The organism is Streptomyces sp. NPDC038135, from assembly GCF_055601245.1.
In genome coordinates this window covers 35,654-54,237 of sequence record NZ_JBVJXS010000016.1, presented here as the reverse complement: position 1 = coordinate 54,237, position 18,584 = coordinate 35,654, and the positions used below count along the sequence as shown (strand labels likewise).

Below are 18,584 nucleotides of genomic sequence, written 5' to 3'. Positions count from 1 at the left end.
ACGCCGCCGGGCGGGACGATCTCCCCGACCAACCCCGCTGCGCCTCCCGCCCGACGGACCTACCTGCCGACCGGGCACTGCAACCACGCCAGGCACCGGCTGGCGCCCGGTGGATTCGGCCCGCGGGGGAGAGCGAGGCCACGTCGCGGAGCCACCGGCGGGACCGCTGCCGCGCCGTCACCGTCGTCGACAGGGCGGGAGCAGCGGTGCAGCCCGCCGGACCCGTGAGACGGACCGGTGCGGGGGAACGCCGTACCAGAGGCTGCGACCGATGCCCGACGCCGACCGTGGAAGGGGAAGCGGCGTTGAAGCCGCCTGCATGCCCTGTTGGGCTGTCTCACCAGTGGCATCCCCGTGCCGCCACCCATCGCCCGCACAGCGTACGCCCTGACGAGCCCGCCGTGCGGCCCCCCCGCGACATCTCAACTCCCCATGGCAGAGGGTGGAGTGTGCTGTGATGCACGGTTGGCGTGGCTCGCGTGTCCGCGCCACGTGCTGTAGAGATCGGACAGGCCGACTCCTACGGTGGCCAGAGTGTCGGGTGGCATGCCCAGCCAGATCAGCACAACGCCGGTGACCAGGACTGCGATGAATGCGATCAACTCAAGTCGTCGTGTACGGATGTCCATGGTGTTCCCTCCTTGAAAGCGCTGCTCATTGCGGCACTTTCAGGCTGCGAGAGGGTTCGGGTGTTGCGGCAGTGGCAGCATGTTGCCGAGAGGTCCGGCAACGCCGGCACAGACCTGAGGGGGAGCCACGAGCACGCTGGAGCCGTTGGACGAAGAGTTGTCGGAGGAGAACCGCAGGCTGTCTGAGGCGCTGCGTGCGGTGTTCGCCGGGCTGAAGATGTCGGTACGCCGGTATGCCGCGCGGCGTCACCGGGACGCGGGAACGATCTCGCGATATCTCAACGGCAAGCGAGTCCCCCCGTGGGAGTTTGTCGTGGACCTACTGAGTGATGCCGCGCAGGGGCATGGAGGCCCGACCGATGAAGCGCTCGAGCACATCCGCGAGCTTCACCGGACGGCACTGCAGGCCGGCGGCTCCCCGCAGCACACTATTCAGCTCCTGCAGGACGAGCTGGCCGACAATGATCGGCGAATGCGCCAGTGGGACGCCTACCGGGAGACGCTGCTGCAGGCGTTGCAGGACCGGCAACACCGTATCAATGGCCTGGAACTGCAGATGCGCGAGCTGGAGGCCGGTCACGGGCGCGCCCTGGCCGAGGCGGCTGACGCCGTCGCCTGGTATCGGGACGATGCAGAGTCGCTTCGCACGCAGCGCGACCAGCTGAAGGCAGAGATAGCGGACCTTAAAGAAGAACTGGCGCGTGCCAAGGAGCACAGCCTGTTCCACGAACAGCGCTGCCATGACCTGGAACGCCAGCTGGAAGAGGCGGAACAGGACAACCCCGAGAATGCTGGCGGGACAGTCGAGAGCAAGACCGCAGGTGACATCCGAGACGAGCAGACCAGTCCTCGTCGCCCTGCACGAGCTCAGCGGCACCCCAATGGTGCCACTTTCGACCTGCGATCATTGTCCGCTCCCCGCGAAGTCCGCGACTTGGTCCAGGAGCTGCACCGCATCAAGGACGAAGGAAACCTGTCGCTGGACGCCTTCAGCTACGCAACCGGATACTCAGCAGGCATGTGGGAGCAGGTACTCAAAGGATGCAGCTTTCCCTCCCGCGAGGCGGTACTTCGGCTCAGCGAGCGTCACCAAAAGACAGTCTTCGAACTGCTTGAACTGTGGGACAGGGCCGATAGAGCTCTCGATGCCTCGCTCAGGCAATCGTGATCTTGGTTGCATTGTGCCGTTGCCATGGCGATCTGAGGCCTGATCTGGGAGTCAAAGATGACCCAGAAGGCGATCGGCGCCGAGCTCGGGATGACGTCCCGGATGCCCGAAGGGCACATGGCCCGTCTGCGTACCCGCGCGAAGGTCATAGCGTCACACGGCGAGATCGAAGCCCTGTACGGCCATGCCGCCGCCCGAAAGGCGGCTGGCCGGTGAACAACGGGAACGGGCTCGACCTGCGTACCGCGCTCCTGCTTTTGGTCGACGGGGCCACCACATATGTCGCCCTGCTTCACCCCGCCGTGGGCGTCGCCCTCCTGGTCGGCGTCGGCATGGTGGGCCTCCTGCACCTTCTGCTCAAGTAGTGCCCGGCCCGGCCCGGATCCGTCTGGGAGTCCCGAAGTAACAGACTTCGGGACTCACGCACTCCGGGCGACGTCCGGACGGTGTCGGGACCGGAGTGTTCGTCGGGCTCGGCTCAGCCTGCGGGGCGTGAGCGGGCGCACCCGCGCTGTCGATCTAACTGAAACAAGTGTTTCAGTGGATAAGTGATCACGGGGGGGGCAGGAGAGCAGTTTCATGGCGCAGCAAGACCAGAAGAAGGCCGTCATACGCCGTGCCGACCGCCCCGGCTGGGATGGGTGGTGATGGCCCACGGTGAGGCATACGACCGGCAGTTCGGCTGGAACACCGAAGTCGAGGTCCTGGTCGCCAAGATCGTCGCCGCCTACGGGTCCGAACACGATCCGGAGAGAACTGTGGCGCGCCATGCGCCTCAGACTCGCCCGCCGCCCGCGACGCACAACCATGACCGCTGCCGCGCGAGCCATCTCGCAAGGCGCCGCCCACGGCATCGGGCCAGGCGCAGGAGAGAGAGCGGGCCTGGCCCACCCGTCACAGCGAGTGTCAGTAGGCAGTGCGATGCTGACGCCGACAACTCCGCTCACGGTGATCAATGGGGGGCCGATGCCTGATGAGCCTGACGTGTCCTCGGTCGGCTTCGACTCTGCTTGGTGTGCCACCGACCTGGGTGAATACCGGCCCTGCCGCTACACCTACGGGTACTACCCCTACGAGAGCCTGCCGCCTGTCGAAGCCACCCAGTTCATGGGCGTCTTTCAATGGCTCGGCGGTACCGGCGAACCTGTTCCCGAACAGGTCACGGTGCTCAACGGTTTGGCAGGCAGCCTTGCGGCCAAGGGCTTGACGCTGCCACGGGACTTCACCACCTTCCAGGCCGACTCCAAGCTGCACTGCTCGCTGGACGATGTCTCGGTGACCGGTTGCTGGACCGACATCTCCAAGCCCCTGCCCAGCCCGGTAGAGCCTGGCGCCTACCTCGTGCGCTTCCTGCGGGATCAACAGGACTGCGTCATCTGGTACCTCTACCTGCGCCCTTCGGGCGAGGTCTTCGTGGTGCACTCCTACCTCGACTACGAGTCCGAGTACGAGGCACGGCGCGACGGGGAAGAGACAGAGACCGACCTCGACAACCCGGAGGAGCAAAGGGCCGCGATTCTCTGGTGTGCACCTTCGTTCGAGGAGTTCGCGCATCGATTCTGGGTCGAGAACCGTCTCTGGCATGCCCTCAACGGCGATGACCTGTCCGGACTGGAACCTCAGGCACGTGACTACTTGCGTCACTACGCGCCGCCCGGAACACGCGCATGACCGCATTGAACGAGATCCTGGACGCTGCCGCGCGGCGCGCTGCACCCCGCCGTACTGCGTGCGGTGCCCGGTCGCGTGAACAATCCCTTTGCCCTCGGGGCGATCCGCACCTCTTCCTCTACGAACGGACAGCCCTGCGTGACGACCGCGCACCTCAACCCCTATCGAGCGCGTCCCGGGGCGGGCCTGGACGGTCCGCCTCACCGGCTACGCCGACCGCTCCGCGACCGTCTCCTGCAGCAACACGGCCTGCACGATGCCCGGCAGGTCTAAAGACCTGGCGGCTGCGCAGGTTCGCCGCGCAGCACGCGGCCGCGCACGCGAAGGCGGCCACCGTCCGCGCCAACGCCTGGTGCCACTGCGGCTCCACACGCTGCGAAGCCCACCCGGACACCCGGACCCAGTGCGTCGGCGCCGTGACCCTAGAATCCCCGGCGGGGGAGGAGCGGCGCTAGGCGCCTGCCGGCCGGCTGGTCACTGTGTGAGGAGTTCCATGTTCCCGGCGCCGTAACGGTCACCCGATGCTGCCCCGATGGGGGCGGCTTGGTCGAGCGCCGCCATCTCCTGGGCGGACAGGGTGATATCCGCGGCCGCGACGTTCTCTTCGAGGTACCGCACTCGACGGGTGCCCGGGATGGGTACCCCGTCCTGGGCGATGGTCCAGGCGACGGCCAGCTGGGACGGCGTCACGGACTTGTCCGCCGCGATCTGGCTGATGGCGTCGACGATCCGCAGGTTTGTGGCGAGGTTCTCAGGGCGGAAACGCGGATCAGTGTTTCGGAAATCGCTTGCATGCAGCTGTTCCACATTGAGTCGGCCACTGAGTAGCCCGCGGCCCAGCGGGGAGTACGGCACGAACCCGATGCCGAGCTCGTGCACGGTGGCGAGGACACCGTTGGCTTCGACGCCGCGCTCGAACAGTGAGTACTCGGTCTGCACTGCGGTGATCGGATGCACCGCGTGGGCGCGCCGGATGGTGGCCGCGGACGCCTCGGACAGACCAAGGTGGCCTACCTGACCGGCTTTCACCAGGTCAGCCATCGCCCCGATGGTCTCCTCGATTGGCACCGTCGGGTCGATCCGGTGCAGGTACACCAGGTCGATGCGTTCCGTGCCGAGGCGCCCCAGCGATCCCTTGATGGCTCGCACGATGTGTTCGGGGCGCCCGTCCACGACAGGCCGTCCGTCGATCACGATCATCCGGCCGTCTTCGCCGTAGGAGAAGCCGACCTTGGTCGCGATCGCGACGTCGTCGCGGATCGGGGCCAGGGCGCGGCCCACGAGACGCTCGTTGTGGCCGAGCCCGTACGACTCGGCGGTGTCGAAGAACGTCACCCCCAGCTCGACGGCACGCCGCAGCGTCGCCCGGCTCTCCTTCTGATCGCTCGGCCCGTAGGTCGTGCTCATGCTCATACAACCCAGTCCCTCGGCACTCACCGTCAGACCGTCTGACCCCAGGTGGATTCGTCGCATGCTGTTCTCCGCTCGTGGATGATCCGTCCCGGCCCCGGTTGGCCCGGCCGGTACGCATCCAGAGCACCACCGGCCGCGCAGGGCCAGGAAGAGGGGCCTTCGTCCCGGGGGACGGCCTGCCGGGGGTCCAGCGGACCCCCCTCTCAAAGCCGAACGATCTCTGTGCGCACGGCTAGCCTGAGATGCGTGAGTGAGCACCGGCCCGAGACCGATCTGCGGGACTTCCTGCGCACCCGCCGGGCTCGCATCTCCCCGGAGCAGGCAGGCCTTGCCCCGCACCCGGGCGCACGCCGCGTGCCCGGCCTACGACGTGAGGAAGTCGCGCAGCTGGCCGGTGTCAGCGTCGACTACTACGTACGCCTGGAGCGCGGGCGCTGCGCGAGTGTGTCCGCCTCTGTCCTGGATGCCGTCGCCCGCGTACTACAGCTCGACGAGACTGAACGGGACCATCTGTTCGCTCTGGCCCAGGCCACCCGGCAACGGCCGCGTCCCGTGGCCGCCCAGCAAGCGCGCCCCGGTCTGCTGCGCGTGCTGGAAAACATCGCTGACATGCCGGCTCTGCTTCTCGGCCACCGCCTGGATGTTCTGGCCATGAATCGGCCGGCCCGCGCCTTGTACGTGGAATTCGACGCCCACCCGCCCGGGACGCCGAACATGGCCCGCTACATGTTCCTCAACGACGCGGCTCGCACGCTCTATGTCGACTGGCCTCAGACCGCCCGCGAGAACGTCGGCATGCTGCGCCTGTATGCCAGTCATCATCCGCACGACCCCCGCCTCACTCAGCTGGTCAGCGATCTCTCCGCAGCCGACAAGGACTTCCGGCGGTGGTGGTCGGACCACGACGTGTATCTGCCCCGGCACGGTGTCAAGCACTACCGGCACCCGCTGGCAGGGGACCTGACGCTCGGCTTCGAAGCCTTCACACCCATGGGCGAGTCCGACCAGACCCTCGGCGTGTACACCGTCGAACCCGGGTCCCCATCCGAGGACGTCCTTCGTAGGCTCGCCGGCTGAACGTGGGTCTCTTCCGGTTCGAGGTCTGTGCCGCTCGGAGCGCGCCGCCGACGCGGTGTGAACGCCCCCGCTCCCGGACTGCAGACCGAAGACCAGGCCCTGTCCGCCGGACCAGCGGTGACCATCGTCAGCCGCGACATCCTCCGCCTCCACAAACGCCCCGACGGCCCCCGCGTCACCCTGTCCACCGTCACCTTCGAAGGACGTCTCCCTCGCCCCGCTCCACACCAGCGAGGCGGACCATGGCTGAACCCTGGTGGCGGACCGGACCGCAGGACGTACACAGGCTCGAAGACCGCATCTCCAGCCTCTATGCCGAACGCTGCCACATCGACCGGGACGACAACGCCATCGTCCTGGTCAACAAGGCGCGCACCATCCACGTCCCGGCCGCCTGGCTCGCCGTCCTCCTCATCGGTCCCGGCAGCCGAATCTCTGCCCTTCACTCTGGGACAAGCCCTGGAAACGTCGTCCCCGCGTCCGCGGGGTAGCTCCAGGCTGGTGTAGTAGTCGACGCTGATTCCGGCCAACCGGGTGACTTCCTCCCGACGTAGGCCGGGCACCCGCCGCGCACCCGGGCTGCAGGGGAAGACCTGCCTGCTCCGGGGTGACGCGGGCCCGCCGAGTCCGCAGAAATTCCCGCAGCTCAATGCCTGTTTTCTGGTCACTCATCTGCGACACGCTAGCGCGGCGGACAAGGCAGATCCTCAGTGGCGAGGGGCTCTGGTGTCCCCCCGGTAGGCCGCCCCCTGGGATGAAGGCTTCCGGCATGTCCGCGCCCGCGGTACGAGTGCCGGGCCATGAGGAGGTCGGCGCTCGCCCCGAACAGACCCCCGGGCCGTGGCACCACGGCTAATCCAGTGGGCCCAAGCACCGAGCCGTGAGGGGGGCCTGCCGTACCCCCGGTCAAGGAGGGCCTCTCACCTCGGCCGACGGCCGTGTTTGGCTTCAAGGACAGGTTCAAGGCCACACTTCAACAGGAGGCGATCCACGATGAAGCGCAGGATTCTCGGCGGCACCGGCATGTCAGTGAGTGAGTACGCGCTCGGCGCGATGATGTTCGGCGCGATGGGCAACACCGACCACGACGAGTGCGTCCGGATGATCCACAGTGCGCTCGATGCGGGCATCAACCTCATCGACACCGCGGATGTCTACTCAGGCGGGGAGTCGGAGGTGATCGTGGGCAAGGCCCTCAAGGGCCGCCGCGAGGACGTGGTGCTGGCCACCAAGTTCGGGCTCCCGATGGGAGAGGACCCCAACCGGCGCGGCGGCTCGGCACGATGGATCCACCGTGCGGTCGAGGACAGCCTACGCCGCCTCGACACCGACCACATCGACCTGTTCCAGATGCACCGCCCGGACCCTGACACCGACATCGACGAAACCCTCGCCGCCCTGTCGGATCTGATCCGGGCCGGGAAGGTCCGTGCCGTCGGCGGTTCCTTCTTCGCTCCCGAGGAGACCGTGGAGGCCCAGTGGGCGGCCGAGCGCCACGGCCACCACCGCTTCCGCACCGAGCAGTCCCCGTACTCCATCCTCACCCGTGGAGTGGAGAACCGGGTACTGCCCACCGCCCAGCGGTACGGCATGGGCGTACTCACCTTCGGCCCGCTGAACTCCGGCTGGCTCTCCGGCCGCACCGACCCGACGACGGGGCACCGCAACGCCGGGCTCGGCGCGAAGACGTTCGACCTCTCCCAGCCCGGCGTTCAGGCCAAGGCCGAGGCCGTCCAGAAGCTCACCGCGCTTGCCGCAGAAGCCGGTCTGCCGCTCGCCCACCTCGGGATCGCCTTCGTGCGCGCGCACCCCGCGGTCAGCGCGGTGCTGATCGGCCCCCGCCGGCCTGAGCAGCTCGCCGACCTCCTCGCCGGCGCCGATGTGGAACTCGACGAGGACGTCCTCGACGGCATCGACGCCATCGTGCCGCCCGGCGTCGACGTCAACCGGGACGACTTCTACATCAACCCCACCCCGCCCATCACCAACAAGCGCCTGCGCCGCCGCTGACGCCCGCGTTCCCCGAGACATCCCTCCACGGCTGCCCTGGCCAAGCAGCCGTGGACCGCTGCTGGTCCGCATAGGAGTGAGACGCAGCCGCGGTTGTCGGCCGTGGACGGCAGGTGAGTCGCGGCCTTGCGAGCCACGGGTGCGCTGCCGGTGGTGTTCTACATCCACGGCGCCGGCTGGGTCTTCGGCGACGACAAGACCCATGACCGACTGTTCCGCGAACTCGTCGTCGGTGCGAACGCCGCGGGCGTCTTCCCCGTCTACGACCGGGCGCCGGAGGCGAAGTACCCCACGCAGGTGGAGCAGAACTACGTCGTGGGCCAGTGGGTCCTGGAGCACGGCGCGGAGCACGGCCTGGACACCTCACGCATCGCGGTCACCAGCGAGTCGGTCGGCGGCTGCATGTCGGCGGTGTTCGCCCTGATGAACAAGGAACGCGGCGGGATCGACCTCAAGGCCCAGGTGCTGCTCTACCCGGTGACCAACGCCGACTTCGACACCCCTTCCTACCTGCAGTTCGCCGAGGGCTACTACCTCACCCGCGACGGCATGAAGTGGTTCTGGGACGCCTACACCACCGATACCGCCCAGCGCGCCGAAGTGCACGCTTCCCCGCTTCAGGCGCCTTTGGAACTGCTTCGGGGGCTGCCTACCACGCTCGTCATCACCGACGAGGCCGACGTGCTGCGTGACGAGGGCGAGCAGTACGCGAACAAGCTGCGCGAGGCCGGTGTCGACGTCACCTCGGTCCGGGTGGCCGGCATGGTCCACGACTTCCTCCTGCTGGACAGTCTGCGCGACACCCGAGCGGCCAACGTCGCGCGCAAGCTCGCCGTCGACTTCCTGAAGACGGCGCTGCACGGCAGCTGAGGGAAGCCGCACATCTGCTGCCTCGTACGCAGAGACTCTTGGGCCGGGCCCGCCGACGCCCTGTTGGCGGGGCCGGCCCGGCTTCGTCATGCCTGCATGTGGTTGTTGACGGTGCTTACATTGGAGGTTAGCCTCATGTAATCACTGTCAACATTCGAATCAGGGAGCCGCGTCGATGCCCTCGCCCCAGCAGGAAACAGTCAAGGTCGATCTCGGTGGCCGTACGGTCACGGTCCCCAAGGGCGGCCTGTACGACCGCTACCGGATGGACACCGATCTGGACGAAGTCGCCCGCGATCCCCGTGTCAGCAGCGTGGACTTCTTCCGACGGCTGCCCAAGACCAGGGTCGACTCTCCGATAGGTGCCACGCTCACACCGAACTTCTACTACCGCATCTCGACCGCCCGGATCACGATGCTCGCCCGCTCCCGGGCGATCCGTGCTCGGCTGCCCAGGGAGCTGGCGCCGCTGGAGGTCGCGCCGGGTCTCGGGCTCATCTCTGTGATGTTCTTCCGCTACGACGTGTGCGACATCGACTTCTACACCGAGGCCGCCGTCGGGATCGCCGTGAAGCCGGCCCGGCACGGCAAGCTCGGGTTCTTCGACCTCGTCGCCGCCCTGAAGAACGAGCACCTTGATTCCTACGTGTTGTCCCTGCCGGTGAGCACGGACATCGCCCAGGTGCGCGGCCACGACGGGTACGGCTTCCCCAAGTGGGTCACCGGCCTCGACGTCGATATCGACGCCCACCGGACGACTGCACATGTGGCCAACGACGACGGCGGCACGGACCTGTCACTTCTGGCGGCCACGCCTGCCCAGAGGGCCTACCCGAGCGGCAAGCGTGTCTCGACGCTCACCTCGTACACCTCGATCGGCGATGCGTGGCACTCGACGCTGAGCCAGACCAACGTGCTGGCGGCCGGTACGGAGCTGGTCCCGCGCAATCTTGCGCTGCAGGTGGGGGAGGGCCGCATGGCCGACGATCTGCGTTCCCTCAACCCGATCCGCACGATCCAGTTCGATGTCGTCAGCGAGGGCCAGCTCGCCCTGCACATGCCGGTCCCGACCTCGGCCCACAGCCGGTAGTAAGGAGTCCTGCCATGGCCACCGACCACGCCACCCTTCCCACCCATACCGCTGCCCGCGGTTCCGTGCTGCCGGCTTCGCTCACTCCAGCCCTGATCAAGCGGCTGGCCGAGCGGGTCGTCGCGGCGGTTGATGCCGCCCGGGTCGTCACCAACGCTCCGTACACCGGGGAACCGCTGGCCGACCTGCCGGTCTCCACCCCGGTGGACGTCGAGGACGCGTTCGCGCGCGCCCGCATTGCCCAGAAGTCCTGGGCCGCCACTTCGCTGAGCCAGCGCACGAAGGTCCTGCTGCGCTTTCACGACCTGGTCCTCGCCCGCCAGGAGGAGGCGTTGGACCTGATGCAGGCCGAGAACGGCAAGACCCGACGCGACGCGCTCCTCGAGGTGGTCGATATCGCGATCACATCCCGGTACTACGCGCGCAACGCCGCCAGGTATCTGGAGCCCAAGCGCCGGCGCGGCGCGATTCCGCTGCTGACTCACACGACCGAGCTGCGCCACCCCAAGGGCGTGGTCGCGGTCGTCTCCCCGTGGAACTACCCGCTGAGCATGGCCGCCGGCGACGTCATCGCGGCACTGATCAGACCGCGCTCACCGCGCTGTGGTCACTGGACCTGATGCACGAGGCCGGGCTGCCGGCGGGCGTGTGGCAGATGGTGGTCGGGCGGGGCAGCTCCATCGGCGGCGCGCTGATGGACAACGCCGACTACATGATGTTCACAGGTTCCACCGCCAGCGGTCGCAAGATCGCGAGCGATGCCGGCCGGCGTCTCATCGGCGCGTCCCTGGAACTCGGGGGCAAGAACGCCATGATCGTCCTGGACGACGCGGACATCGACAAGGCTGCCGACGGCGCCGTCGCCGCGTGCTTCTCTTCGGCCGGCCAGCTCTGCGTCTCCATCGAGCGCCTGTACGTGGCCGAGTCGATCCGTGACCGGTTCGTCGACGCGTTCGTCGCACGCACCAAGCAGCTCAAGATCGGCGCCGTATACGACTACAGCATCGATGTCGGCAGCCTCACCACCCCGGCGCAGCTTCAGACCGTCACCGCGCATGTCGATGACGCCGTGGCCAAGGGCGCCACCGTCCTTGCCGGCGGAAAGGCACGGCCGGACCTGGGGCCGCTGTTCTACGAGCCGACGATCCTCGCCGATGTCACTCCCGACATGACGCTCCACGAGCACGAGACCTTCGGTCCGGTTGTGTCGATCTACTCCTACCGCAGCATCGACGAGGCGATCGCACAGGCCAATGCCACGCCGTACGGCCTTAATGCCAGCGTCTGGTCCGGCAACGGGGCTCGCGGAAGGGCCGTCGCCGCCCGTGTGCACGCCGGCACCGTCAATGTCAACGAGGCCTTCGCGGCCGCCTGGGGAAGCATCGACGCTCCGATGGGCGGCATGGGCGACTCCGGGCTCGGTCGCCGCCACGGAGCCGACGGCATCCTCAAGTACACCGAGCCCCAGACCATCGCCCACCAGCGCATTCAAGGCTTCACCCCACCGGCGAGCATCCGCCCCGAAACCTGGGCCACCCTCCTGACCGGCGCACTGAAGGTCCTCAAGGCGGTCGGCGTCCGGTGAAACCCGAGACCAGACGGCGCGGTTGCGATGGAGCCGCGCCGTCAAGGTCCGTCCAGGTGTCGGCCTGCCGGGCGCTCAGCGAAGGGATGTTGGCCGAGCCTCGTTCCTGCCGGTCACGATCACTCCTGGAGCAGCAGGCCCGGGTGAGGTGAGGGAGTGATGCCGCCGGCCGGGATGGTGAGAAGGGCCCCAGGTGATCGCGGCGAGTGACGAGTACCTGGGGCCCTTCCGGTGGCACGCTTACGCCGTGCCCTGAGCCGCGGACAGCCAGGCGCGGTAGCGGCGCAGGGCCCGTCGCTGCTTTCGCTGCTCGGAGATGAGGGCGAACGCCGGGTGGGTGTGGGGCGTGGGGCGGCTTCCGCGGGCGATGCGGCGCATCTGGTGGCGGACCTGGGCCATGCTGGCGAGCGAAGCGAGGCCCTTGTCGGACCAGGTGACCGGCCGCAGCTGACGGTCGGCCTCCAGTCCTCGGCGCCAGCGGTCGGGCAGGTCCGGGGTGACGGCTAGGGCGGTGCCCATCCCGATGACCGCCACGCCACTATCGAGGACCCTCTCGGCTGTGTAGCGCTGGGTGATGCCGCCGGTGAGCATCAGCGGCAGCGGGCTGGTCTTGACCAGATCCCGGGCCAGGTCGAGGAAGTACGCCTCGCGGGCCTGGGTGCGCGCGTCGGCGGGCCGGCCGGACATTGCGGGGCTCTCGTAGCTGCCGCCGGAGAGTTCGACCAGGTCGACGCCGAGCGGTGCGAGCATCGCGATCACCTGGCGTGCGTCGTCGGCGTCGAAGCCGCCGCGCTGGAAGTCGGCGGAGTTGAGCTTCACCGCGACCGCGAAGGACGGAGAGACTGCGGCGCGCACGGCGCGGACGACGTCCAGCAGCATCCGGGCCCGGTTCTCCAGCGAGCCGCCCCACTGGTCGGTGCGCTTGTTGACCAGGGGGGACAGGAACTGCGACAGCAGGTAGCCGTGCGCGGCGTGGATTTCGACACCGTCGAAGCCGGCCTCCTCGGCGCGCCGGGCGGTGACCGCGTACCGGGTCACGGTGGCCTGTATCTGCTCGGCGGTCATGGCGACGGGCTTGCCGAAGCGACTGCTGTGCTTGCCCAGGTCAACGGCGACCGCGGACGGGCCCCACACGACTCCGGGCATGTCGGAACCGACCTGGCGGCCGGGGTGGTTGATCTGCATCCAGATCGCCCCGCCGCCGGATTTGCCCGCCTGGGCCCACGCGGTGAACGGCTCCAGCGGAGCGGCGGCGTCGAGAACCACGCCGGCGGGGCCGGTCAGTGCCTCGGCGTGGACCATGACGTTGCCGGTGATCAGCAGTCCGGTGCCGCCGGTGGCCCAGCGACGGTACAGGCCGAACAACTCCTCGTCCGGGAGTTGGCCGTCGCCGGCCATGTTCTCCTCCATGGCCGCCTTCGCGATCCGGTTGTTCAGCACCTGCCCGGAGCGCAGGGACAATGCCGAGAACAGCTCGCTGGTCATCCGGGTTCTCCTCTCAATCTTCAATCGCTTACAATGTATGCAGCGTTCACATTAGAGCAGTGATGTAAGCAACGTAAACATGAGGGAGTGTGACCTGTGTCCCAAGCGGGCGGCACCTATCACCACGGCGATCTGCGCGCCGCCTGCCTGCGCGCCGCGCGCGAGCTGCTCGAGGAGGACGGCAGCGCCGGGCTGTCCTTGCGGGCGGTGGCGAGGCGGGCCGGCGTATCGGCGACGGCTCCCTATCGCCACTACGCGGACCGCGACGCACTCGTCTCCGCGGTCGCCGCGCAGGGGTACCGCGAACTCGCCGAACACCTGGCCGCGGCGCATCCCTCACCCACGACGCCCGACGAGCTCGCGGCGATCGCCGTCGCCTACGTGCGCTTCGCGCTGGAGCGCCCTGCGCTGTTCCGGGTGATGTTCGCTGAGCCATGCGATCCGCACAGCGAGGAAAGGGTCGCCGCGACCGCCGCGATCTCGGAATACGTCCGCGGCGTCGTCCGCGCCGCCTTTCCCGGAGCCGACGCGGAGACGCTGTCGACCACGGTGTGGGCACTCGTCCACGGCCTGGCGTTCCTGCACCTCGACGGCAAGCTCGACACCTCTACCCCCGACGTGGTCGCCGCCCAAGTCCGCGCCGCCGTCCGCGCCCTGTTCACCGCCTCCGCGGCGCTGCCACGGGCGAGGTCATAGCGCCGCGTGCCATCGGCACGGGGCAGCGAGCGGCCGGACGGGTCCTGCGATCCACTCCGGCCTGCGTACCGATCCGATCGGTGGGCGGATGTGCAGAGTGATCACCACCGCGTGTCGAAGGCGAGTTCACCTTCACGAGCGGGCGGAGATGGCGGTGGCGCGCCATGAACTGGCCGCACGGCGTGCCCCAACTTGATGTTGACGCTGCATACATCTACGCCCTAATGTATACATTGCATACATTAGAGCTCTTTGGCGATCCGGCCCCGATCGAACTTCGGGCGCCCCTGGGAGTCCCTCGCCTCAACCATGCGAATGGAGCGTCATGACGGCAAGCTCGCTCGGGGATCCCGGTGATCCCGAGGACCTGGAATGCGTCGAGGTCGAGAGGGGCGAGGGTGTGGATGAGGTGGTAGCCCCAGATGAGGTGGTAGCCCCACCCGGAACGGTCGTCGCCGTGTGGTCAGACATCGTCATGGCGGCGCACAGGCGACTCCGGGAAGCGCGCTCGAGCGAGGGCCGGGTGCCACGCTGACGACGAGACAACGGCTGCCCTTCAATGTTGACACTGCACACTCGCGCCCTTTAATGTATGTGGTGTAAACATCGGGGGCTCCTGGGCATTCCAGGCGAGCTGCCACTCAGACCCTCCTATCGGTGCGACCTTCGGGGCCGGCATTCCGGCAAAGGACATGCGACGAGCACCCCAGGACGTCCGCAGGGAGCCCCTGTCTCAGCCATGTGAACGGAGCATCATGAAGGCGGTATCGATCAAGGAACCCGGTGGCCCTGAGGTCCTAGAATGGATCGAGGTCGAGGACCCGCTTCCCGCCGTGGGCGAAGTGGTGATCGACGTCGTGGCCAGTGCCCTGAACCGGGCCGACATCATGCAGCGTTGGGGTCTCTACCCGGTGCCGCCGGGGACGTCACCGTATCCGGGGCTGGAGGTCTCTGGCCGGATCAGCGCCGTCGGCGAGGGAGTGACCGGCTGGCAGGTGGGTGACGACGTGTGCGCCCTGCTGACCGGAGGCGGCTACGCACAGAAGGTCGCCGTCCCGGCAGGACAGCTGCTCACAGTCCCCAAGGGAATCAGCCTGGTCGAGGCCGCAGGCCTGCCCGAAGCGGTCGCCACCGTGTGGTCCAACATCGTCATGACCGCCGGTCTCAAGGGGGGCGAGACCCTCCTCGTACACGGCGGGGCCGGAGGAGTCGGCACCGCAGCGATCCAGATCGCCAAGGCGCTGGGCGCACGGGTCGTCACCACCGTCAGCGGACCCGAGAAGGTCACGCGGGCGCGGGAACTGGGCGCCGACGTGGCGATCGACTACCGCACGCAGGACTTCACCGAGTGCGGACCGTACGACGTGATTCTCGACGTCGTCGGCGGCGACTACCTCGAACGCAACGTCCGGTCCCTCGCCGCCGACGGACGCCTGGTCGTTATCGGCCTGCAGAACGGCCTGGAGGGCAGCCTCAACCTGGCCGAGCTGGTGTTCAAGCGCATTTCCGTGCACGGCACCACCTTGCGCACCCGGTCCAAGGAGCAGAAGGCGGCCATCGTCGCCGAGGTGCAGAAGAACGTCTGGCCGATGATCGAGAGCGGAGCCGTGCAGTTGGTCATCGACCAGATCGTGCCCATGGCAGAGGCCGCCGAGGCACACCGGCTCATGGAGGCTGGTGGGCACCTCGGCAAGATCCTGCTGGTAAACAGCTAGAGCGCATCGCAGCAGGCCGTGACCGGGCGGGCTGAGCCGGGCTTCAGCCGTGTTCATTCCGAGGAGGGGGAGTTCCCACCGAGCGTAGTCACGGCAGGCGAGCGGCGCTCTTCCCTTATCGGATCGCGGCAAGATCACTGGTAAGACCCGGTCGGCCGTGTGGAGTGGGACTGGCGCGAGCGGCAGGAAGCCGAGAGGTACGAAGCGATGCCGGCCAGGCGCGCCAAGCCCTCGTGACGCTGAACACTCTGACGTGATCACTCGGGAGTGCAGGCCTATCCGATCGAGAAGTCGGCGAACTCGATGTCGCTGAAGGCGCGGCGGCCCCGTTCGCGAAAGTAGGCGTGTCCCAGCGCGCGGGCCAGGATCACCGTCTGCTGCTGCTCGCCCGCGCCCGCATCCCGCGCGGCGAACAGCTCCCGGGCGACCTCTCCTGGCAGGGGCTGGGTGATCCACCGCACTCGCGGATCGTCCGAGGACCCTGCCGGAGCAATGAACCCGAATCGCGCCCTGGTATGGAAGACGAAGCCTTCCCCGTACGGAATCGGTACGCGGAATATGCGGTCGGGTGGCGTGTCAGTGCGAGGTCAGCGGATCCTGCCAGAGTCGGTCCTGCGAACGGCAGCCAGCAGTAACGGCCAGCCGGGATCAGGGAGAGGTGCCCGGAGTGGTTGATCGGGGACCAGCGAGCTCGCCTCACGGTCGGACCCCCTTTCGGGGCCCACGCAGGTTCGAATCCGCCCTCTCCGCCTCAAAGCCTCCTTGATTCCTCTCGGGATCCTCACCCGCAACTCCCAGATGGTGTTCCAGGACCGCCGGGCGTACGTGTGGAACAACGACCACGACACCGCGCCGCTGCGCAACGACCGCGGCCGATTCGTCGACGACGTCTCCTGGGGCCGCCACCACCGCGGACATCGCCGCTGACCCCCTACCGGTGACGGTACCGGCACCTGAGGCCGACGCCTGACGGGTGGGCCTTTCCTCTCGATAGGCTCGCCTGTGTCGGAGGGGACGCGCAGCGCGGTCCGGACGGCGCCACCGGGTCAGCCGGTACGGGCGGTCCGGCCAGTTCCTTCGGTGGCGGGGTGACCGGGGGTGCCAGTATGCGTGTGTCTGACGTACGTCGGCGTCCGATCACGTCGCGCACGAGCCCGCGGTTGTCTGCGGGCAGGTGGCCTGCCGAGGAGGTTCGCGGACGCGGTACGCCTCGGTCAGATGTGAATCGCCGGCCGCGAGGACGCTGGAGAGGAGTGGTTCGTCCCGCTGCGACGCGCCGGCGGCAACTCCGCCTCGGGGATGCCGCCGGCGGGGGGGGGGGGGGCAACCAGCCTTCGGCTGCCCGCCAGAAGACAAGCGCTCCACTCCGGTGCCGCCTGTCGGATAACACCGTTTTGGGTCGGGGCTACGAGGTGGTCGCCGCCGTAGTCCCTTGCGTCCGGCGCTCCCCGTCAGTGTCGGGATTGTCGCCGTCCGCGACGCATCGATCGGCTGCCAACAGCTCCTCGAGCATACGGATGGCGCCACTGACGCGCAGGAGGGATTCTCTCAGCACGGCCTCCTGCTGTATCAGCTCCTGCAGCCGACACTCACCGCGCTCGTAGTCCTGCTTGAGTTCAGCGAGACGAGCTCGCATGTGGTCCTGCATGGTCACCATTCTCCGATGTAGTCACTTCCCGGAGGCATGCGAAAACGCTTTTGCTGGCCGGCTCGTCATGAACTTCCGGGTGCAGATACCGGCCCCGCTCAGCCTCCGGCTTGTCCTCTTCGGGCGGCTTGCGGTAGGCATTGGCCCACGCGTCGTGCCGGACCCCTGTCACCTGCCACGCGACCGTGACGCCGGGCTTATCAGTGCGGATGGTGAAGCTGTTGTCCCGTATCTCACTGGTCACAGCCGCTAGCGCCAACTCACCGATGGGCGTCAACTGGTACCGGTAATGACGGTTGAGCGCTTCGAAGTAGGCGGGCAGGACGACAACTGCCTCCCCGTTGCCGTCCGTGACGACCGTGCCGTCGTAGAGGTTCGTCATACCCGGTGACTCCACGAACGAGTGCGACAAATACTTGTTGGCCGGGTCCAGCGGGTGGTCGATTTTAAAGGTTCCACCGCCTGCCTTGACCAGGTGGCCGATGACTGTCGTCTCCCCACCGTCGACGTCCATCAGCAGACCCCACTGGACGTCGCCGACTCCGTAGAATCCGACTTTGTGGTCGTCGAGCATCCCGACAAACGCCCGGTCGCCACCCTGCGCCTGGTGCAGCCAGATTCCTGCCGAGCCGTCGTTCCCCTCGCGCACCCGCATCCGACGGGCCACGTCCAGGCCACCGCCCTGATCGGGGTGGATCATGAGCCGATCAGTGCCGGACCAGAGCCGTGCGCTGCCCTTGTACGAGTACCACTCCCAGCGCTGCCCCGTGGCGCCGGGATTGTCGACGAAATTGGCGATCGACCGGTCCATGAACGAGAACGCTGCTGCTGACCCCCCACTGTGCACCGGGCCCTCTACGTGAACGCGTCGTCGTGGATCGTCGGTGCCGACACCGATGCGACCGTCGGAGTGAATCATGAGCCGATCCGTGCCGGACCAGAGCCGTGCGCTGCCCTTGTACGAGTACCACTCCCAGCGCTGCCCCGCGCCGGGAGTGTCGACGAAATTGGCGACTGACCGGTCCATGAACGAGAACGCTGCTGCTGGCCCCCCAGTGTGCACTGGGCCCTCTACGTGAACGAGTCGTCGTGGATTATCCGTGCCGACACCGATGCGACCGTCGGAATCGATCACCAGGGAGTCGTGGGCCGAGGTCACCTCGGTGAAATGCCACAAGTTGTCATCCCCCGCGAACATCCCGAACTGACTGTCGGCGTCGTCGTTGCACAGTTGAAGCCCCGATCCCCAGGTGGACGCCGCGGAGCGCACGCGCAGGGCCACCTCGTCGCTCCCGCCGCGGTCGACCTCCAGCGCGGCGGATGGTGTGTCTGTGCCGATGCCGACGCTGCCGGTGAAGAGACCGGCCACATGGCTACCGGTGGCGACGAGCCCGGTCTCTCCAGTGGCGCGGATCCCGACGCCGGTTGTTTTGACCTCCAGCGCGGCGGATGGTGTGTCTGTGCCGATGCCGACGCTGCCGGTGAAGAGACCGGCCACATGGCTACCGGTGGCGACGAGCCCGGTCT

16 protein-coding genes and 4 pseudogenes are annotated in these 18,584 nt (G+C 67.8%); 13 read left to right on the top strand and 7 right to left on the bottom strand.

The window, feature by feature from the left end:
• Positions 1 to 422 precede the first annotated feature (422 nt).
• Positions 423 to 629: a hypothetical protein gene (locus ACZ7JA_RS35370; protein ID WP_450752779.1), complete on the bottom strand. Its 207-nt coding sequence runs from the start codon at positions 627 to 629 to the stop codon at positions 423 to 425.
• A gap of 145 nt (positions 630 to 774) precedes the next feature.
• Here ACZ7JA_RS35370 and ACZ7JA_RS35365 point away from each other — a divergent pair, with 145 nt between their 5' ends.
• From ACZ7JA_RS35365 to ACZ7JA_RS35350, 4 genes are all read left to right on the top strand, one after another.
• Positions 775 to 1,797, top strand: coding sequence for a hypothetical protein (locus tag ACZ7JA_RS35365; protein ID WP_450752781.1), 1,023 nt, complete (start codon positions 775 to 777; stop codon positions 1,795 to 1,797).
• 57 nt (positions 1,798 to 1,854) lie between these two features.
• Positions 1,855 to 2,013, top strand: coding sequence for a hypothetical protein (locus ACZ7JA_RS35360; RefSeq protein ID WP_450752783.1), 159 nt, complete (start codon positions 1,855 to 1,857; stop codon positions 2,011 to 2,013).
• Positions 2,010 to 2,162: a hypothetical protein gene (locus ACZ7JA_RS35355; RefSeq protein WP_450752784.1), complete on the top strand. Its 153-nt coding sequence runs from the start codon at positions 2,010 to 2,012 to the stop codon at positions 2,160 to 2,162. Before ACZ7JA_RS35360 ends, ACZ7JA_RS35355 begins: the two co-directional genes overlap by 4 nt.
• Positions 2,163 to 2,718: 556 nt before the next feature.
• Entirely contained in the window at positions 2,719 to 3,468 is a 750-nt protein-coding gene (locus ACZ7JA_RS35350; protein ID WP_450752785.1) for a hypothetical protein, read from the top strand.
• Between the two features lie 474 nt (positions 3,469 to 3,942).
• On the opposite strand, the gene ACZ7JA_RS35345 is transcribed toward ACZ7JA_RS35350, so the two are convergent.
• The gene (locus tag ACZ7JA_RS35345) at positions 3,943 to 4,941 is read right to left on the bottom strand and encodes an aldo/keto reductase (RefSeq protein WP_470812491.1); all 999 of its coding nucleotides are present in this window, start codon (positions 4,939 to 4,941) and stop codon (positions 3,943 to 3,945) included.
• A 186-nt stretch (positions 4,942 to 5,127) separates the two neighbouring features.
• Between ACZ7JA_RS35345 and ACZ7JA_RS35340 the strand changes: the two genes are divergently transcribed.
• Positions 5,128 to 5,958, top strand: a complete 831-nt coding sequence (locus tag ACZ7JA_RS35340) for a helix-turn-helix transcriptional regulator (protein WP_470812489.1) — start codon at positions 5,128 to 5,130, stop codon at positions 5,956 to 5,958.
• Positions 5,959 to 6,200: 242 nt separating this feature from the next.
• Positions 6,201 to 6,449: a hypothetical protein gene (locus ACZ7JA_RS35335; protein WP_470812565.1), complete on the top strand. Its 249-nt coding sequence runs from the start codon at positions 6,201 to 6,203 to the stop codon at positions 6,447 to 6,449.
• On the opposite strand, the pseudogene ACZ7JA_RS35330 reads toward ACZ7JA_RS35335, so the two are convergent.
• Positions 6,414 to 6,630: pseudogene (locus ACZ7JA_RS35330) on the bottom strand (transcriptional regulator); the annotation flags it as partial. The gene ACZ7JA_RS35335 and the pseudogene ACZ7JA_RS35330 overlap by 36 nt on opposite strands.
• A gap of 321 nt (positions 6,631 to 6,951) precedes the next feature.
• Between ACZ7JA_RS35330 and ACZ7JA_RS35325 the strand changes: the two are divergent.
• The 4 genes and pseudogenes from ACZ7JA_RS35325 (at position 6,952) to ACZ7JA_RS35310 (ending at position 11,513) form a co-directional block, all read left to right on the top strand.
• Entirely contained in the window at positions 6,952 to 7,968 is a 1,017-nt protein-coding gene (locus ACZ7JA_RS35325; RefSeq protein WP_470812487.1) for an aldo/keto reductase, read from the top strand.
• A gap of 132 nt (positions 7,969 to 8,100) precedes the next feature.
• Positions 8,101 to 8,838 (top strand): annotated as a pseudogene (locus ACZ7JA_RS35320) (alpha/beta hydrolase); the annotation flags it as partial.
• Between the two features lie 175 nt (positions 8,839 to 9,013).
• A complete protein-coding gene (locus tag ACZ7JA_RS35315; protein WP_470812484.1) occupies positions 9,014 to 9,928 on the top strand; it encodes an acetoacetate decarboxylase family protein in 915 nt (304 codons plus the stop codon).
• Positions 9,929 to 9,942: 14 nt separating this feature from the next.
• Positions 9,943 to 11,513, top strand: a pseudogene (locus ACZ7JA_RS35310) (succinic semialdehyde dehydrogenase).
• A 240-nt stretch (positions 11,514 to 11,753) separates the two neighbouring features.
• Here ACZ7JA_RS35310 and ACZ7JA_RS35305 read toward each other — a convergent pair.
• Complete coding sequence (locus tag ACZ7JA_RS35305) at positions 11,754 to 12,998, bottom strand: NADH:flavin oxidoreductase/NADH oxidase family protein (protein ID WP_470812482.1); 1,245 nt, start codon at positions 12,996 to 12,998, stop codon at positions 11,754 to 11,756.
• A 96-nt stretch (positions 12,999 to 13,094) separates the two neighbouring features.
• On the opposite strand from ACZ7JA_RS35305, the gene ACZ7JA_RS35300 reads away from it, so the two are divergent.
• Both ACZ7JA_RS35300 and ACZ7JA_RS35295 read left to right on the top strand, forming a co-directional pair.
• Positions 13,095 to 13,694: a TetR/AcrR family transcriptional regulator gene (locus tag ACZ7JA_RS35300; protein WP_470812480.1), complete on the top strand. Its 600-nt coding sequence runs from the start codon at positions 13,095 to 13,097 to the stop codon at positions 13,692 to 13,694.
• Between the two features lie 755 nt (positions 13,695 to 14,449).
• Positions 14,450 to 15,409: an NAD(P)H-quinone oxidoreductase gene (locus ACZ7JA_RS35295; protein WP_470812478.1), complete on the top strand. Its 960-nt coding sequence runs from the start codon at positions 14,450 to 14,452 to the stop codon at positions 15,407 to 15,409.
• Between the two features lie 275 nt (positions 15,410 to 15,684).
• Here ACZ7JA_RS35295 and ACZ7JA_RS35290 read toward each other — a convergent pair whose 3' ends face one another.
• Entirely contained in the window at positions 15,685 to 15,870 is a 186-nt protein-coding gene (locus ACZ7JA_RS35290) for a hypothetical protein (RefSeq protein WP_470812476.1), read from the bottom strand.
• Positions 15,871 to 16,210: 340 nt separating this feature from the next.
• On the opposite strand from ACZ7JA_RS35290, the pseudogene ACZ7JA_RS35285 reads away from it, so the two are divergent.
• Positions 16,211 to 16,336 (top strand): annotated as a pseudogene (locus tag ACZ7JA_RS35285) (lamin tail domain-containing protein); the annotation flags it as partial.
• A 478-nt stretch (positions 16,337 to 16,814) separates the two neighbouring features.
• On the opposite strand, the gene ACZ7JA_RS35280 reads toward ACZ7JA_RS35285, so the two are convergent.
• Together ACZ7JA_RS35280 and ACZ7JA_RS35275 are read right to left on the bottom strand one after the other, a co-directional pair.
• The gene (locus ACZ7JA_RS35280) at positions 16,815 to 17,057 is read right to left on the bottom strand and encodes a hypothetical protein (protein ID WP_470812474.1); all 243 of its coding nucleotides are present in this window, start codon (positions 17,055 to 17,057) and stop codon (positions 16,815 to 16,817) included.
• On the bottom strand, positions 17,026 to 18,584 hold a 1,559-nt coding region (locus ACZ7JA_RS35275), incomplete at its 5' end, for a hypothetical protein (protein WP_470812472.1). The genes ACZ7JA_RS35275 and ACZ7JA_RS35280, both read right to left, overlap by 32 nt.

What these genes read in the sequence shown, in the direction of transcription:
- ACZ7JA_RS35370 (WP_450752779.1), bottom strand. Translation starts at nt 629, where the DNA reads ATGGACATCCGTACACGACGACTTGAGTTGATCGCATTCATCGCAGTC.
- ACZ7JA_RS35360 (WP_450752783.1), top strand. Translation starts at nt 1,855, where the DNA reads ATGACCCAGAAGGCGATCGGCGCCGAGCTCGGGATGACGTCCCGGATG.
- ACZ7JA_RS35350 (WP_450752785.1), top strand. Translation starts at nt 2,719, where the DNA reads ATGCTGACGCCGACAACTCCGCTCACGGTGATCAATGGGGGGCCGATG.
- ACZ7JA_RS35345 (WP_470812491.1), bottom strand. Translation starts at nt 4,941, where the DNA reads ATGCGACGAATCCACCTGGGGTCAGACGGTCTGACGGTGAGTGCCGAG.
- ACZ7JA_RS35335 (WP_470812565.1), top strand. Translation starts at nt 6,201, where the DNA reads ATGGCTGAACCCTGGTGGCGGACCGGACCGCAGGACGTACACAGGCTC.
- ACZ7JA_RS35325 (WP_470812487.1), top strand. Translation starts at nt 6,952, where the DNA reads ATGAAGCGCAGGATTCTCGGCGGCACCGGCATGTCAGTGAGTGAGTAC.
- ACZ7JA_RS35315 (WP_470812484.1), top strand. Translation starts at nt 9,014, where the DNA reads ATGCCCTCGCCCCAGCAGGAAACAGTCAAGGTCGATCTCGGTGGCCGT.
- ACZ7JA_RS35305 (WP_470812482.1), bottom strand. Translation starts at nt 12,998, where the DNA reads ATGACCAGCGAGCTGTTCTCGGCATTGTCCCTGCGCTCCGGGCAGGTG.
- ACZ7JA_RS35295 (WP_470812478.1), top strand. Translation starts at nt 14,450, where the DNA reads ATGAAGGCGGTATCGATCAAGGAACCCGGTGGCCCTGAGGTCCTAGAA.
- ACZ7JA_RS35280 (WP_470812474.1), bottom strand. Translation starts at nt 17,057, where the DNA reads ATGCAGGACCACATGCGAGCTCGTCTCGCTGAACTCAAGCAGGACTAC.